We start from the raw sequence: 16,729 nt of genomic DNA, 5'->3' as shown, positions 1-16,729 counted from the left end.
ATTTACTGTGCCAGCCTTCGCTGGCACATCAAAACAGGAAGCAATTTTGAGTAATCAATTAAAAAAATTAGAGATTTATTTAGAACCCTCCGACAACAAACGTCTTTCCTCTTTATGTGGTCCGTTTGACGAAAATATCAAACACATTGAACGCCGTTTAGGTGTTGAAATTACTCATCGCGATAACTACTTTAAAATCACCGGTAAAACCACCAGCGCGTTTGCAGCGATGGAAATCCTCAAAGACTTATATGTCGAAACTCAGCCAGTACGCGGTGTTATTACTGAAATTGAAGCAAATACCGTACATTTAGCCATTAGTGAATCAAATGCATTAGATCAAGATGAGCTAAACGAATATGGTAAAGAGGTGATGATCAAAACTCGTCGTGGCGTAATAAAACCACGTAACGACAATCAAGGTCATTATGTATCGAATATATTTCGTCACGATATCAGCTTTGGTATAGGGCCTGCGGGAACAGGTAAAACCTATTTAGCTGTAGCCGCAGCAGTCGATGCTTTAGAACGCCAAGAGATTCGTCGTATTTTATTAACCCGCCCTGCGGTTGAAGCCGGTGAAAAACTGGGCTTTTTACCCGGTGATTTAAGCCAAAAAATCGACCCATACCTGCGCCCATTATACGATGCCTTATTTGAAATGCTTGGCTTTGAAAAAGTCGAAAAGTTGATGGAGCAAAATGTCATTGAAGTTGCACCACTTGCCTTTATGCGTGGTCGCACACTGAACGATGCCTTTATTATTTTAGATGAAAGCCAAAATACCACGGTTGAGCAAATGAAAATGTTCTTAACCCGCATTGGTTTTAATTCAAAAGCGGTGATCACCGGTGATATCACGCAAGTTGATTTACCCCGTGGTGCACGCTCAGGGCTTCGTCACGCCATTGATGTACTTAGTGACGTAGACGAAATAAGCTTTAACTTCTTCCAATCACAGGATGTGGTACGCCACCCCGTCGTGGCACGTATTGTTGAAGCCTACGAACGTAACGATGAAGCAGAACGACTCAAACGCGCCGAAAAACAACGTGCTAAAGACTTGCTCGCCAATCAAGAGCAAGCGCAACCTTCGACTAAAGAGTGATGCCGTGAACACTGAACTTGATTTACAAATAACCTGTAAGTTTGACAACTTGCCTAGTCTTGAGCAATTTGCGCTGTGGGCTAATAAAGTGCTTAGTCAATACCGTGACGAATCAGAGCTGAGTATTGTTATTGCTGATGAAGAACAAAGCCAACAACTTAATAATGACTACCGTGGTAAAAATAAACCAACTAATGTGTTGTCGTTTGAATTTGAAGCGCCAGCAGGAATAGAGCTACCTTTGGTTGGCGATTTAGTGATATGCCCAGCCATTGTATTAGCTGAGTCAATAGAGCAAGAAAAGTCATTTCATGACCACTTTGCCCATATGGTGATCCACGGATGCTTGCATTTACTTGGATTTGACCATATAAAGGATGATGATGCGAAAGAGATGGAAAGCATTGAAAAGCAACTGCTTGCCGAATTAGGCATAGCAGACCCATATCGGGACGATATTTAAATTTACGGAGCAAATAGACGCAATGAGCGACGATAACTCGCAGACTAGCCAGGGTTCTTCTGGCAAGACCTGGTTGGGTAGAATAACCCAAATGTTGCAAGGGGAACCCCAGAATAGAGAAGAGCTGGCTGAAGTAATTGCCGATGCGCAAGTTCGGGATGTCATTGATCCTGAAACCAAAGAGATGATCGAAGGTGTACTCGGTGTGTCAGAATTAAAAGTGCGAGATATTATGATCCCGCGCTCACAAATGATCACACTCGAAGTTGACGCACCACTAGAAGAGCTCATTCCAATGATGGTCGATTCAACACATTCACGATTTCCAGTAGTGTGTGAAGATAAAGACCACATAGAAGGCATTCTACTGGCAAAAGATCTACTCCCACTGATTCTAAACAAAGATGAGCTACTGCCATCATTACGTGATTATTTACGCCCTGCGGTTGTTGTGCCAGAAAGTAAGCGTGTTGATACACTACTGAATGAGTTTCGCCAACAACGCTATCATATGGCGTTAGTGATTGATGAATACGGCGGCGTATCTGGTTTAGTAACCATAGAAGATATTCTTGAGCTCATCGTCGGTGAAATTGAAGATGAACACGACGAAGAAGATCAACAAGATATTCGTCAAGTTGCAAAACATGCATATATTGTTCAAGCCCTCACCCCAGTTGATGATTTTAACGAATATTTTAAAACCGGCTACAGCACGCAAGACGCAGATACCATCGGCGGAACGGTACTACATGCCTTTGGACACATGCCAAGCCGTGGTGAAATAATAGATATTGATGGCTTACAATTTAAGGTAACCAATGCCGATAATCGTCGATTATTGCAATTACAAGTTACCGTGCCAAAGGCTGATGATAACGACAGTGAAGACAATACTGACTAACTGCCTGCATTTAGCTAAAGATAAAAAAGCCTGGCTCGCACTGGTTGCGGGCCTTCTTTTAACTTTAAGCTATGCTCCATTTGAGATTTGGCCCCTCACTTTTGCCTGCTTAGCGCTGGCAATCTACACAACTCACACTACTGAACCTGAATCTCAGTACGGTAAAAAAGCGAGTAAGCGCGCCGCCAAATACGGTTTCATTTTTGGCCTTGGCTGGTTTGGCGCTGGCATCAGCTGGGTGCATGTGTCCATTGCCACCTTCGGCGGCATGCCACTGGTAGCCTCAGTGTTACTGATGGTGCTGTTATGTGCTTATTTAGCTATCTACCCCGCTTTAGCCTTTATGTTTGCCTCGCGCTTCGCCTGCGGCGCTAATAGCTATGGTTTATTATTGCTTTGTAGCTTTGCCATCACCGAGTATCTGCGCGGCGTGGTAATGACGGGCTTCCCTTGGTTAAGCTTTGGCTATACTCAAACCGATAGCCCGCTTAACCTGCTCGCCCCCGTGATTGGTGAGTTTGGCTTAACTCTTGTTTGTATCGCTATTGGCTTTTCGCTCTACCGCCTGTTGTTTTCAAGGGACTTTAAAGCCACAGCAGCTACGGTGCTAAGCATCGCTTTACTATTTGCTATTACTCACTATACGCGTAATAACAGCTACAGTGATAAAACCATTAGCACCTTACTAGTACAAGGTAATATCAAACAGCATCTGCGCTTTGAACCCAGTGAGTTTTGGACCACTATGAGTAAGTACCAAGACATGACACGTCCTCACTGGAACGCTGACTTAGTCGTTTGGCCAGAAGCCGCCGTGCCTGAAATAGAAGCCCTCGCTGACAGCTTTTTAGCTGGTTTAGACAGTGCAGCCTCATTTAATGAAACCGCCCTTATTACCGGTATTGTCGACTACCAGCTTGATACCAAAACTATCTTCAATACCCTTATAGTGCTGGGTAATAAAGAACGTGGTGACGAGCACGGCCATTATCAATATTTAGGTAAAAACCGTTACCAAAAACACCAATTACTACCGATTGGTGAGTTTGTGCCGTTTGAAGATATATTGCGCCCTATCGCCCCTTTGTTTGATTTACCCATGTCCTCGTTTACACGCGGCGATGAAGTACAAAACAATCTACGCGCCAACGGCCTAAATATTCTGCCTGCTATTTGCTACGAAATTGCCTTTGCTGATTTAGTACGTGGTAATTACCATAGCGAGTCTGATATTTTGTTTACGGTAAGTAATGATGCTTGGTTTGGTGCCTCCCACGGCCCTCACCAACATATGCAAATAGCCCGCATGCGCGCACTGGAGCTACAACGCCCACTTATTCGAATCACCAACAACGGCATCAGCGGCGTATACGACCCAATCAGTCAAATTCAAGTCAACATGCCACAGTTTAAAGCTGAAACTTTGAAAGTGAACGTTAAGCTTATTGAAGGGGATAGTATCTATAGCCAGTATGGTAATTGGCCGGTGTGGTTATTTATTTTTAGCATTACAATCGCAGCATTAATTGTAAAATTTAAAGATTATCGTCGTTAAATATATTCACTAAAAAGTAATCACACATTGATTTATTTTACCTACATCAATTATTTTAAACATAATAACAAGGAAGTTGTATGTTACTAATTAATACCCAATACACACAACTAATTACCCAGCGCATGCTCAGAATCAAGCATTTTATTCTTCTCGTATTGATGCTTACTATCCCCTTCTTGGGTTTAGCCGCTCAATATGAAGTCAGTTCAAAGGATGAGTTACAAGCACAATATCAGTTATTACTAGAGTTAAAAGCTGAAAATGCTATTTCAGAGAATGTGTATACTGAAAAATCTACTTTTTTACATCAACAAGCGCAAACGAACTTTCATTTTGACTTAGACAGTGGAACATACAACTCCGACATACCGATTGGTAATGCCCATCAAATTAGCAAACAACCTTCACCAATATCTGACACCGAGCAGCGTATTGATAGTTTCACCACCGCGCTATATGCTATTTCAGCTTTGTTATTATTGGCCTTAATTGGCAAAGTCATGTCGTATTTCCCACCATTACTCAACGAACTTGTGATTTACGTCGCGTCCATCATTTCGCTCATTTTTTTCCACTACGAATATTGGCTACTAGTTGCAGGACTCTCTTTAGGCAGCATTGTTTGCTATTCGGTGCTAAGTCGCATTAGTGACGACAAAGAAGAAGCTAAATGGGTAGGTTGGCCATTAGCTATTACATTCGCTGCGCTGACCTTAATATTTGATAACAGCATCTTTGGGTTTTGCAGTGTATTAGCCTTGTTATCAACTTTTGGTTTTATGATATTAGTTGCTCCTGGTAGAGTAACTGTCGGCAGCCAAGATGAACGCATTGCACAATCAGTTTATTTAACTGCGCTTAGTTTTACGTTAACTCTATTAGCTTGGTTAGTATTTTATACCGATTGGTTCGCGCCTTTACTCGAACTAAGGCAGCCTCTACAATCGTTTGAACTTGGTATGCTCACATTACTGCCACTTGCTTATTTTTCAGGGATCTCCCAACTTAGCTTTTTCTTATTGAAAGAAAAACCTTGGCTACGTTTTAGCGCTGAGCTTATCGGTTTAATTAGTGAAATAGCGGTGGTCACAATTGCGCTGTTATATAAACTTGATACCATGTTTTGGATAGGCGTATTATTTTTGATGTGGAACTTTCTGGACAAGTTTTATCGTCTGATTTATAAACATGTTAGCTATGTTTCAGCGTGTACACTATTCGCGCTGTTTTTTGCCGGTATTAGCGCACTCATAAAATCAAATATCGATGTTATTATGCCTTATTTAGAGTTTTTAGGACTGTGAACCTCCCTAAATGCCCTATTTTTCATAAATAGGGCATGTTCTGTATATTAATCCTTTCTATAAAACTTGCTTAGAGTCTAACTATCTATTTAACAATCGCTTTAACCGTCTCTTCATTTATTAGCTGATTTATACTGCCTTTAATAACCACAGTTGCTGATATTTTGTCTTGAATGGCTTGGCGGTTCGGATCCTAATAAACTTGTAAAAAACCTAGTAACCCAGTTGCAAACCCTGCGCCGTAGCCGCCGTATCGGCCGAACGTATCCCATAAACTTAAATCTTCGCCACTAAGTGCGACAACTCGGATATTGCATACTTTCTTACCCGGTGTTTGGCCACGCCACAGCAGCGAAAATAATGTAAAATATACAGCAGCCCAACCAAAGCCAAGACCTAAATCTTGAATGATCCCTTTGCCCCACTGTAAAATACTATTAACAGGTGCAGCTTTAACAGGTCCGTCTTCAAGTGCAGTCGTCTGCTCATCATCTTCAACCATTACTTTCAATACCTGAGCGTTATCAAACTCATCTATTTCAGCCAGTTGTGGCACTTGAACAACTAAATTGGCAAGTGCATTGCTTTGACAAGCCTGATCGCAATTTTGACTTGGCGCTGTTTGCATTAAATAAGTATTTATCTGTTGTTTTTCCTCTGCATTTAATGGTGTTTCGCGTTTAATTCTTATCCCTTGAATCGCAGTATCATCCTCAAAAAAATCGATTGCGATTGCAAGCACGGAGAGTGAACTTATAAATAATATACTGGCAGCAGTTATTTTTAATACTCTTCGCCAAACAGTCGACATTGTTGGTAAGTATTTTTGCGCTGTGCCTTTATAAAAAGCCATTGCGGCGACAAATGCGATTACAGCAGCACTGATCTTAGCCGCGAGAAAAATTAGCGCTACATCGATTACCATCGCGAGCGCGCGGCGAGTCGGTGAAGCAAGTGGTAGCCCCAATAGCGCTTGATCTATTTTAAATGCATAGGGCGTAATAACTTCCTTGGTTTCAGCAGCTGTTAATGCTAATTGTTCTATTTGTTTCGCTTTCATTTACGCCTTTGTCCTTAAAATTAAATAGGTATCTTTATTTAGATTGTTATTGAGAGCAGCTTATAGCTCAAACCATCAAAGCTAGATTATCTATAAATGGTTTATTTTCTTCATTTATCACACTAATTATTGCTTTGTGTAAACGTTTTTTGTGCTCAGCAAAAATGGCGCGCTTTTTATCAAATGTAGCGGCAAACGCCATTGCGTCCGCTAATAGACTATCTTGATCTGTTGAGGCTTTTTCTATAACGTGATCAATTGCAAGTTCTGCTCCAGAGACGCGACGCCCTGTCAGTTTCATTTCGTTAAAGCGATAGTAAGGGATCGCTTTTTTCACAAAGGCGATCATGCCAGGTAAGAATGGGATTGATAAATCCACTTCAGGGAAGCAAAAAAAGCCACGATCACCGCGCATAAATCTAAAGTCACACGCGCACGCTAAAATTGCACCGTTACCAAAAGCATGACCATTAATGGCAGCGATCACTGGCATAGGAAAAAGCAGTAAGGTTTTAAATACATCGTCCATATCGTACATAAAACCACGTATTTCATCGGCCTTTTTTGCTTGCATAGCAGGTAACAACCAATCAGTATCAATGCCTAAACTCCAACACTTATCGTCATTTGAGGTGATCACTAGCGCTTTGTGGTTTTGGTTTTCAACAACCGCTGCTAACGCTTGTTTTAGTTGATGTGCAAAATGTGGATTTTGGCGGTTTTCGCCGTTTGTTAAGGTTAACACCGCAACTGTATTGTGGGTGGCTAACGTCATCATTGTCATCAGGAGGCCTTTCATTGTAGAGAGTCACGGTGCGCACTTTGTATTATTTTTTTACAACGTGATAAATAAGTTAAATATATAATGCCATGCTTAGCGCTTAAATAACTAGAATAACTGTTTAAAAAATAAGTATTACTATTAATCTTGTGTTCTTTGTTATGAATAATCTAAAATTATACCAATCGTGTTAAGTTACTGACCATTTATAGCGACAGATAAATGGAGTGATAGCAAGGCATAAATTTTGACATGTAGTTGTTCTACATGAAAAATTTATAACGCAGTTAGCGCTTTATTTAGCTCGCTAGAATGGTTAAATATTTAAGTCGATTGGTATTATACAAGTAACGATCCATAACAATGGTTACAACATACTTTGGCTATTTGCTAGGGCTATCAAAGGAGAATGTATGAGTAATGTAGCTATTGTTATCGGTGCAACTGGCTTAGTGGGCAGTCACTTAGTTGAAGAGTTAATTATGGCAACTCATATCAGTAAAGTTATCACCCTAACGCGTCGCCCTATTAGTTATAACAGTGACAAAGTCGTTAATCATGTGGTTGATTTTGATCACTTAGCCCAGCATGCATCACTGTTTAAAGCAGATATTTTATTTTCATGTTTGGGCACCACCAAAAAAGCAGCTGGCTCTATTGCCGCTCAGCGTAAGGTTGATTTTTATTATCAGTTAAAAGTCGCTGAACTTGCTGCAAAACACGAAGTACACCATTACTTGCTCGTATCCTCCAGTGGTGCAAATGCCCATAGCAGCAACAGCTATTTAAAAATGAAAGGTGAGCTGGAGCAGACTGTTAAAACTTTAGCATTTAATCGCATCAGCATTATTCAGCCATCGTTATTACTTGGCGAGCGTAATAACGAATTTCGCCTCGCTGAAAAACTAGGCAGTGTATTGTTACCTATTTTATGTTGGTTACCTAGGTTGAGAAAGTATCGCCCTATCACGGGCAAACAAGTTGCCATAAAAATGTGTAATATCAGTAAACAATCAGGTGATGGTGTTGAATATTTTAGATTAGATGAACTATTTAACAGTTAAACTTCAGTACATATCTTATACGTTCCTTTTCACCATAAATGGCGACCGACAAATTTAAATACGAACTTCAGCGCAAAAAGCTATAAAAAAAGCCAGCAAATGCTGGCTCAGTTTTTAATACCTATTAACCTTACTACTTACCAAACTCTGTTGGAGCTGGCGGCACAACCAAGGGTTTTTTCGGGTTTGCCTTAAGCTCTTTTAACAGCTCTTGTACGGCACGCTCAACCGACGGATCTTGCCCAGCTTGAATAAGCTCTGGACGATCAATCACTTCGATATCTGGGCTTACGCCTTCATTTTCGATGATCCAGTTACCGTCATTATCGAGTATTCTAAAGGTAGCAGCGATCACAGAGCCACCATCCACAAGCCCTGGATTACCAGAGATACCTATTAATCCACCCCAAGTGCGAGTGCCTATTAGTTTACCTAAACCTGCTTGGCGGAAGTAATACGGTAGTGCGTCACCGCCTGAGGCTGAGTAACCGTTGATCAGCATAGCTTTTGGTCCATCATGGGCAAACTGTGGCGTTTTAGTTGGCTCAACGCCACGACGCTTCCAGTAGTTAAGCGGTTTACGTGCCAGCCAAGTGATCATATGCTCTGGGATAAAACCACCGCCATTGTAGCGATCATCTATGATCATTGCTTCTTTGCTAGTTTGCGGTAAAAAGTTTTTAAATAACGAACGATTACCTTCGTAATGTGTGTTTGGCAAATGTACATAACCAATACGACCGTCGGATAGTTTATCGACGTATTCAGCACGGCTTTGCGTCCATTGTAAATAACGTAAGCCGGTTTCACTTGCGATTGGTTTAACTGTTACCTTCCAACTTTTTTTCAGGCTCGGGGATTTACTAAGCAATAACTCAACCGATTTACCTTGGGTGTTTTCAAGTAATTCATAAAAGTTAACCACATCTTTTACTGAGCGACCATTTACCTCAACAATATAGTCACCAACGCTTGCGTTAACGCCCGGCTCGTTGAGTGGTGAGCGGAAGTTCTCGTGCCAGTTTTCGCCTTTAAAGATATTTTCGATTTTTACAAAACCGGATTTATGCGCGCTAATTTCTACGCCTAATAAACCATGCTGTAAACGTGTTGCAGTTGGCATATCGCCAGAGTTGACATAAATATGCCCGGAGTTAATCTCGCCGGCAATTTCGCTTAGCACATAGTCAAGGTCGGCGCGATGTGCGATTGCATCAGCCATTGGTTGGTAGCGTTTTAAAATAGCATCCCAATCTTGGCCGTGGTGATTCTCATCGTAGAACCAATCACGTAATGTCCGCCAGCCTTCACGATACATTTGCGCCCACTCTGTTTGCGGGTCAATTTTTAGTATCATATTTTGCAAGTCTAACTGGGTGGCTTTTAAATCTTGCTCAGCGGCTGGCTTAATTACACTGTAATTATCACCTGAGCGAGCAATGATATGCTGCGCATTCGCTGATATTTTATAGCTATTAACCCCCTTCGCTACGGTGGCAATTTCGCCATCGACGGCAATAGGTATTAATTTTAGCTCACCCGCAGAGAGTGTTAATACGCCATCTTTTACAGCAGTTAAAGCACTGTAATTTCCGGCCGGAGCATTTAGAGCGACAACGCGATCCATAAAACCATCACTTTCAATATAAGTGCTTTGCGGTTTAGCTGACTGGTCATCGTCTTTATTCGCTTTCGAGTCAACAATACTTATTTCATCAGTCAGTGGCGTATTCAGCGGTTTGATTTTGCTATTGACAGCAACAGCATAAATTCGCGTGGCATTATTAAACATGTAGTCAAATTCATAACTACTAAAAGTTAAGTTAAAGTCGCGCTCTGAAGTAAAATACAATTGCTGACCATCAGGAGAAAACGCCGGATTTCGTTCACTGCTCATATCGTCGGTCAGACGTGTAACTTGTTTATCTTTTAAATTATAATGCCATAATGAGGCATAACGATTTTCGTTATTTTTAACAAATACAACATCTTCACTATTAGGTGACCAAATATACGTAGTTAAGCCGTCTTCTTCATACTTGGCGGTATCAATTTTATGCTGCTTGCCGGTTTTTATATCAAGCCACCATAAGGTGTGATTTAGATCTGCAAACAATAGCTTTTTATTGTCCGGTGACCAAACAGGGTCAAAACGCCAAATAGTGCCATTAGTTGTCAGTTGTTTAACCTTGTTGTTATTAGCTCGGTCTTGGATATAAATTTCGTACTCACCACTTTCATCACTCATATAGGCAATATAACGGCCATTTGGTGACCACGAAGCGGCTATTTCACGCCCTTTAGGCGTATGGCTTAAATTGCGTGTTGGGCCATTTTTAACGGGTACTGAGAACAGCTCTCCGCGGGCACTAAAAACCACGCGCTTACCATCATGGGATACATCCATCGAATCAATAAAGCCAGCCACATTTTTGCTATAAGGCATGGTATATTCACGATTTCCCTGTACGTTAATAGTCAGCTTTTCTTCACGCTGCGTTGCATCGTCAAAACGGTATAAATAACCACCATTCTCATACACTATGGCATCTGGGCCTGCCGATGGCCAAAGCACATCAAAATCCGTGTGATTGGTCACTTTTACTGGTGCTTTGCCGTCTTGATGCTTATATAAGTTTAAGGTGTATGCTCTGTCTGAGACATAATAAATATTGTCATGCACCCAAGTAGGCTGCTGATCTGTGGCTCTATCGGTAGTTAACTGCGTAGACTTGTTGTGCTCTAAATCATAGATCCATACATCTTGTGCGCGGCCCCCTCGAGTGCGCTTCCAGGTACGAAACTCGCGATCAATTGGTGTATATACGTATTGCTTACCATCAGGCGATAACATGCCGCCACCCGTTTCAGGTATGGCCAATGGCTGCTCTAAGCCACCATCGGCAGGGACCATGTAAGGACGTCCCACACGCTTACCATAAGGTGTACGGTTTGCTCGAAACACTATATGTTTACCATCAGGCGTCCAATCAAGGACACGATAATCATAGCCACCACGAGGCGGCATCACACCAACATCGTTATAGTAAGTCAGTTGCTTTAGATCACTGCCATCGCGATTCATTACATATATTTGGCGGCTACCATTGTACTGTGCTGAAAAAGCGATTCTTTTCCCATCTGGAGAAAACTTAGGGAATGTTTCAAAACCAATGTGATCTGTTAAGCGCGTGCTTTTACCCGTTTTGATATTTGCTATATAAATATCACCGGCATAAACAAAAGTAACCGACTCTTTATGAATATCAGGGAAACGCAATAATCGCGTATCTTGAGTATCATTAGCCGCGGCCATGGGTGAGAATGTAGGCGCAACCGCAATCGCTATTGCGGTTAAAAAAGTAGGTAATTTCAACTTAACCATCCTTATGTTGTTATTTTATATCATCATAACAACATAAAAATGGATTGCAGCTTTGTTCGGCGAATAACTGTAACAGAGTGTAAATAACCTGAACAATATTTATAATCAGTGTTTTAGTAATTCTCTTAATCAGGGAGCAGGTTAAATAATACTCATGAGTAATAGTTACAGTCTCCCGACTCACCAAAAAGCAGCAAGGTAATTTTAAACTTGAATTAGCGCATATTAACTTTGAACATAAATAGCGTAAATTAAGCTGCTACATTGGAAATATTAAAATTATTTTTTAAAATCATATTCTTCGTTATCTCGCTTTTTAAGCTCTGTGATAACCATTTCTATCATCTGTTTCTTTATTTCTGCGTGGTTAGACTTTAGCTCATTAAGTTGCTGAACTAATATATCAATTTGCTCTTGCTGTTGAGAATCTCGGTATTTTTTCGCACCAGTATGCTCAGGATCTATTTTTAAATTTTGCGCTTCGGTATTTTTTTCCAGCTGTATAAAGTTGCTATTGTGGCTTTCAAGCTTGAGATTTCGCTGAATTGGATCTTGTTTTAATGTATTAATTTGTTCTTGTAGCACGATGATCTTTCGAGCGAAATCTTCATACACTTTTTGTAAATTGTTATACTGTTCAGCAAAATTCACATCATCTTCGCTATACTCTTGCGCTTTAGCATCTAAAAACTCAGACAAAATATATTCAGGCTGTTCTGTTTGCGCTGCTTGTTCTTCAAGTCGTTTTTCGTATTTACTTTGAAACCCATGAGCTTCAGGAATAGTAATAACAGGTAAGATCTTCATATTTCATCCTTAAAATTATCCTAGCAATAATATCGGCACAAAATAATAAGACTTTAGCTTTCTTTTGCAAAAACATTACCCTTTGTTATTACCCAAAGGCTAGGAAGCTACTAATGGTTAAGCACCTAAGCGCCGGTATTAAACTCACTGGCAAAGGAGTTTTACCGTTAGATTCCAAGCAACAATTAAACACACTTGCTTTGCAAACTGTAAATTAGCTTTTGCTATACTATTGCTCCATGAAAACCCAGCGGTAAATGATAGGGTAATTGCATTGAAGCCAACGGCCCTTGACCTATTTTCTCCGCATCAAAAACAGCAACACCACTTTTAGCCGATCCATAATCCAACCACGTATTAATGATATAACCTTGCCCTTCTCTATTACTATTTGTTTTGGCTATAAATAAAGGCTCTTCAACATGGGCTGTATCACCAAAACTATAACTTTGACTTTGGCCTGATTGCGTGTTCAATCTTGTGATTGCATTAAACTCTTTATGTGGATTATTTTTGCTTATTCCTACGCCATACTGCAAAGCCGATGACTTAGCAGCGAAACGCTTATCAAATTGCAAAAATTCCATATATGGTTCAGCCCAGTTAATCGATACCTTGTTAGTAACAAGATTAAGCCTAAGCTGCGCTGCTTTAGCTGGTTCATGCGCAATACGATTTTGGTGATTGTCTATATTAGCCATTACATCAGTCATTACAGTTGCATCTGGATACAGACATAAGTTAACAACTAGTTCATTATTTTGTTGCCAACTATTTCCAAAATGAAAAACAAATCCAGCTTCAAGCTCCATCTGGTTAACGACTTGCAAACTATGCTTATCAACCACTAATACCCGACTGCCTAATTGTTTTTGCCATTTAAATCGTTCTATATAAGTTTCTCCCAGTTGCTGTAACATGGGCGGCAAATAAAATATTAAATACTGCTCTGTCACTGCAAAATCATGAATATAACTATGATGTGGCAGTGGTAAAAGTTTATAGCGTTTTATGCCTCCTTGCGCCGTCAGTTGATACACTACAATGCAAGGTTTACCTGTAAAAGAAATATCGCCAAAGTTCCAAATCGTACCATCGCTATCAGCATGAGGATGAGCTGAAAAAGGAACCCCATTTAATTCAGACCCAAAATCAACCTGTCCTTTGGTTGCGAGTGTTTCTTGATCAAGGCGATACGGCGTACCCGCTTCCCACATAGCCCAAAGCTCACCGGCCATTGGTAACAATGCCGTATTTGCAGTATTGAATACTTGGGTATTTTTTGCCGGTTTTGCATTAGTAATTATTGAGCCTGCACCATTATATAAAAACCTTCCTGCTTTACTCTCTTCGACAAACTTCTGTGTTTGTGTAAATTTTCCTTGATGAGTGACACCGTGCTGTGAAAATTTAAATTGATTAACAAACCCATCGCCATCAAACCAATGGCTGTAACGCTGCCCTGCCCGCTCTTGCATACCCGGGCCATTGCGGAAAAATGTCATACCTTGTAACTGAACGGGTAGCTCACCTTGCCAAGGTTCAAAATGTGGATCAATATTATCCGTTACCCCTTGCCAACCTAAAAAAGAAGACTGTATAGCAGAAGAATGACTTGGCTGTGGCTTTGCATTTGCTCCAAATACCGCAGGGCATTGGCTAGCGATAATTGCGCATGTGCCTAAGTATGTTGATTTTTTTAAAAATTCACGACGTAACATAGCAATATCCTTAATCAATCGAAATTTGAATAGTGTGATCAACATCACCGACAGCAAAGCGTAATTTGTCAAAACTTGGCGGCCCCATTAAACGAGGATTATTACTAAAACCATATGGCTCATTAGGTATACCAATCATATTACGATTGAGCTTTTGATTATTATCTAAATCTTGGTAAGCCAAAATGGCGTAATCACCGGCGCTTAAATCGCTAAATGTTACTGTAGTCTGTAACTTAGTCACGGCCCCTTTATATGCTAGCGTGGCTTTATTTGACTCCATAGCAGAGACTGAGTCATAAAGCACCACATATATATCACCTTCAAGCTGTGTGATCCCCGCAATATCGACCGTTAATTCGGCAGCTTGTGCAGCTAAGCTACTGATTGCAAATGCACTGGTAAAAACTAATTTTTTAAACATAACAAGCTCTTTCTAATGTGGCTTAACACCTATTGCTAAGCTGATGTAGCTACTGTAGAAAAGTCCCACATATAATACAGGTGCCAAAAGTCATGTTTTTTGAAATTAGTTTGTTTATGTCTTAGTATTAAGCAAATTTATTAACATCGCGTTTAAAAACCCGCATACTGTTTTATTGATTTAAATTAATGAGTCATTGCTGTTTTATTGCTATTTAAAGACAAGCTAACGTAAACTAAAGCACTTTGTTTTTTTGCTGGAAGCGAAATGCAGTCGCCCTCTTTATTGACACTAAAAAAACCTATTAACTGGCAACTAACATTAGCGGGCTTACTAGGCTGCGCCACAGTTATGACGCTTACTTTAGTAACTAGTCAAGCCACATCGCTATTAAGCAGTTTTCTCGCTTATATGCTGTATATACTAAGCTTTTTAGTGATTACACTGACAAATGGTGTAAACCAAAATCCTCGCAGTTTAAGCTGTTTTATATTTTTACAAATACTGGCAACTTTAATATTAGGCTGGATATTACACACCCCATTAATTTATATTTTATTGGTGATTATAGCAGGGCAACTGCCTTTCATTTTTAGCTCGAGATACGCTTTAGTCCCGATGGTTGCTGCTCATAGCTCACTTGTGCTGGTGCTCTTTTTTAGTAAAGAAAATGCTATTTCTCTGTGGCATGAATTAACACTAAGTAGTGTCTACTTGGCTTTTGAGATTTTTTCGTTTGCCGCCAGTAAAGTTGCCGTCAAAGAAGCTGCAACAAATAAAGCATTAACACTGATGAATGCACACCTTGCTTCTACACGAAGTTTACTAACCGATAGTATTCGTCATGGTGAGCGCCTTGAGATCAGTCGTGACCTGCATGATATTTGTGGCCATCAACTTACCGCATTAATTTTAAATTTAGAGTTTGCCGCACAGCAAACAGCCAACTCAAATGATGACTCTTCTCATGCTACATTGATCCAATCACGCGACTTAGCAAAAGCATTACTGAGTGAGATCCGCAACATGGTTCGCAGTATTCGTACCGACGGTGATATTGATATAAAAACAGCACTCAATGAAATTGCAGATCGGTTACCTGGTTACAATTTTGCTGTTAACATCGACAATGCGCTGCAGATCCATTCCCATAAGCAAGCCGAATGTATATTAAGAGTGTGTCAAGAAGCAATTACCAATGCGATTAAGCATAGCCAATTTAAACACATTGAAGTGCGACTATCACAGACCAACAAAATGTTAGCCTTAGATATTATTAATCAGCAATCCCAACAAAGTGATTTGAATTTCGGCTGTGGTTTAAACTCAATCAAAGAGCGGGTAAGTGAATATCAAGGCTGTATGGAAATCAAGCAAACGCCAGAGCGTTTTTGCTTACATGTCACCCTCCCCCTTAAGGACACATTATGATCAGACTAGCCATTGTCGACGACCAAGCACTGATCCGCGAGGGGATCGCCAATTTACTCTCTTTAGCGGACGAATTTACCGTCTGTTGGCAACTCGACTCAGGCATCAAAGTATGCGAGCAGCTATCCTCTGATCCCATTGATGTACTATTAATGGATATTAGGATGCCTGGCGTCAATGGTATCGAAGCACTAACCCAACTTCGCAAACAGCATTTTGATTGTAAGGTAATTATCTTAACAACTTTTGATGATCCGCAGTTATTTGTCGATGCAATGCAAGCAGGAGCTAATGGATTCTTACTCAAAGATGTCGACACCGAAAAGCTTCATCATGCAGTCCATCGTGTATACAACGGACAAACCTTAGCAGAGCCAGTGTTATTAAATCAGCTAAATGCAGCACAGCTGTCGACCTTTGGGGATAATGAAATTGAACCGCTGAGTGAACGCGAAACTGATATTTTAAAACTGATCGCAGCTGGACTATCTAATAAAGAAATAGCTCAAGCCATTTTTTTAGCTGAAGGAACCGTTAAGAATCATGTATCAAGCTTACTGGCAAAGCTCAATACCCGCGATAGAACCCGCGCAGTACTTAAAGCATTGAGCGCGAAAATTATATGAATTATCTTACACAAGCTTTTTAAGTACATGTTTATTTTACAGTATTACCAATAAACAAACGATATAACTTATATTTCTACTTTAGATATAACA

13 protein-coding genes and 1 pseudogene are annotated in these 16,729 nt (G+C 40.4%); 8 read left to right on the top strand and 6 right to left on the bottom strand.

Annotated elements, in window-relative coordinates:
• Positions 1–46 precede the first annotated feature (46 nt).
• The 5 genes from J7338_RS12790 to J7338_RS12770 all read left to right on the top strand — a co-directional run bounded on the left by J7338_RS12790 (position 47) and on the right by J7338_RS12770 (position 5,337).
• Positions 47–1,108, top strand: coding sequence for a PhoH family protein (locus J7338_RS12790; RefSeq protein WP_210797429.1), 1,062 nt, complete (start codon positions 47–49; stop codon positions 1,106–1,108).
• A gap of 4 nt (positions 1,109–1,112) precedes the next feature.
• Positions 1,113–1,571, top strand: a complete 459-nt coding sequence (gene ybeY, locus J7338_RS12785) for an rRNA maturation RNase YbeY (RefSeq protein ID WP_210797428.1) — start codon at positions 1,113–1,115, stop codon at positions 1,569–1,571.
• Between the two features lie 22 nt (positions 1,572–1,593).
• Complete coding sequence (corC, locus tag J7338_RS12780; RefSeq protein WP_210797427.1) at positions 1,594–2,475, top strand: CNNM family magnesium/cobalt transport protein CorC; 882 nt, start codon at positions 1,594–1,596, stop codon at positions 2,473–2,475.
• Positions 2,456–4,030: an apolipoprotein N-acyltransferase gene (lnt, locus tag J7338_RS12775; protein WP_210797426.1), complete on the top strand. Its 1,575-nt coding sequence runs from the start codon at positions 2,456–2,458 to the stop codon at positions 4,028–4,030. The genes corC and lnt overlap by 20 nt, the downstream gene beginning before the upstream one ends.
• Positions 4,031–4,110: 80 nt before the next feature.
• The gene (locus J7338_RS12770) at positions 4,111–5,337 is read left to right on the top strand and encodes a hypothetical protein (RefSeq protein ID WP_210797425.1); all 1,227 of its coding nucleotides are present in this window, start codon (positions 4,111–4,113) and stop codon (positions 5,335–5,337) included.
• A gap of 85 nt (positions 5,338–5,422) precedes the next feature.
• Here the strand turns inward: J7338_RS12770 and J7338_RS12765 are convergent.
• Together J7338_RS12765 and J7338_RS12760 are read right to left on the bottom strand one after the other, a co-directional pair.
• A pseudogene (locus tag J7338_RS12765) lies at positions 5,423–6,397 on the bottom strand (RDD family protein).
• A gap of 67 nt (positions 6,398–6,464) precedes the next feature.
• Positions 6,465–7,181: an enoyl-CoA hydratase/isomerase family protein gene (locus J7338_RS12760; protein WP_228732984.1), complete on the bottom strand. Its 717-nt coding sequence runs from the start codon at positions 7,179–7,181 to the stop codon at positions 6,465–6,467.
• Positions 7,182–7,591: 410 nt separating this feature from the next.
• Here J7338_RS12760 and J7338_RS12755 point away from each other — a divergent pair, with 410 nt between their 5' ends.
• Positions 7,592–8,242 (top strand): NAD(P)H-binding protein, encoded by a 651-nt coding sequence (locus J7338_RS12755; RefSeq protein WP_210797424.1) that lies wholly within the window; start codon positions 7,592–7,594, stop codon positions 8,240–8,242.
• A 133-nt stretch (positions 8,243–8,375) separates the two neighbouring features.
• Here J7338_RS12755 and J7338_RS12750 read toward each other — a convergent pair whose 3' ends face one another.
• The 4 genes from J7338_RS12750 to J7338_RS12735 form a co-directional block, all read right to left on the bottom strand.
• Positions 8,376–11,627 (bottom strand): S41 family peptidase, encoded by a 3,252-nt coding sequence (locus J7338_RS12750; RefSeq protein ID WP_210797423.1) that lies wholly within the window; start codon positions 11,625–11,627, stop codon positions 8,376–8,378.
• 279 nt (positions 11,628–11,906) lie between these two features.
• Positions 11,907–12,434 carry a hypothetical protein gene (locus tag J7338_RS12745; protein ID WP_210797422.1) on the bottom strand — a complete coding sequence of 176 codons (528 nt, stop codon included), beginning with the start codon at positions 12,432–12,434 and terminating at the stop codon, positions 11,907–11,909.
• A 224-nt stretch (positions 12,435–12,658) separates the two neighbouring features.
• Complete coding sequence (locus J7338_RS12740; RefSeq protein WP_210797421.1) at positions 12,659–14,155, bottom strand: carotenoid oxygenase family protein; 1,497 nt, start codon at positions 14,153–14,155, stop codon at positions 12,659–12,661.
• Positions 14,156–14,165: 10 nt separating this feature from the next.
• Positions 14,166–14,579 (bottom strand): DUF2141 domain-containing protein, encoded by a 414-nt coding sequence (locus J7338_RS12735; protein ID WP_145240580.1) that lies wholly within the window; start codon positions 14,577–14,579, stop codon positions 14,166–14,168.
• A gap of 267 nt (positions 14,580–14,846) precedes the next feature.
• On the opposite strand from J7338_RS12735, the gene J7338_RS12730 reads away from it, so the two are divergent.
• On the top strand, positions 14,847–16,010 hold the full coding sequence (locus J7338_RS12730; protein WP_145240578.1) for a sensor histidine kinase: 1,164 nt from the start codon (positions 14,847–14,849) through the stop codon (positions 16,008–16,010).
• Entirely contained in the window at positions 16,007–16,636 is a 630-nt protein-coding gene (locus J7338_RS12725; protein ID WP_145240576.1) for a response regulator, read from the top strand. The genes J7338_RS12730 and J7338_RS12725 overlap by 4 nt, the downstream gene beginning before the upstream one ends.
• Positions 16,637–16,729 lie beyond the last annotated feature (93 nt).

The organism is Pseudoalteromonas ostreae, assembly GCF_018069805.1.
Taxonomy (GTDB): domain Bacteria; phylum Pseudomonadota; class Gammaproteobacteria; order Enterobacterales; family Alteromonadaceae; genus Pseudoalteromonas; species Pseudoalteromonas ostreae.
The sequence above is the reverse complement of the archived record's forward strand: the minus strand, read 5'-3'. Positions and strand labels throughout refer to the sequence as shown.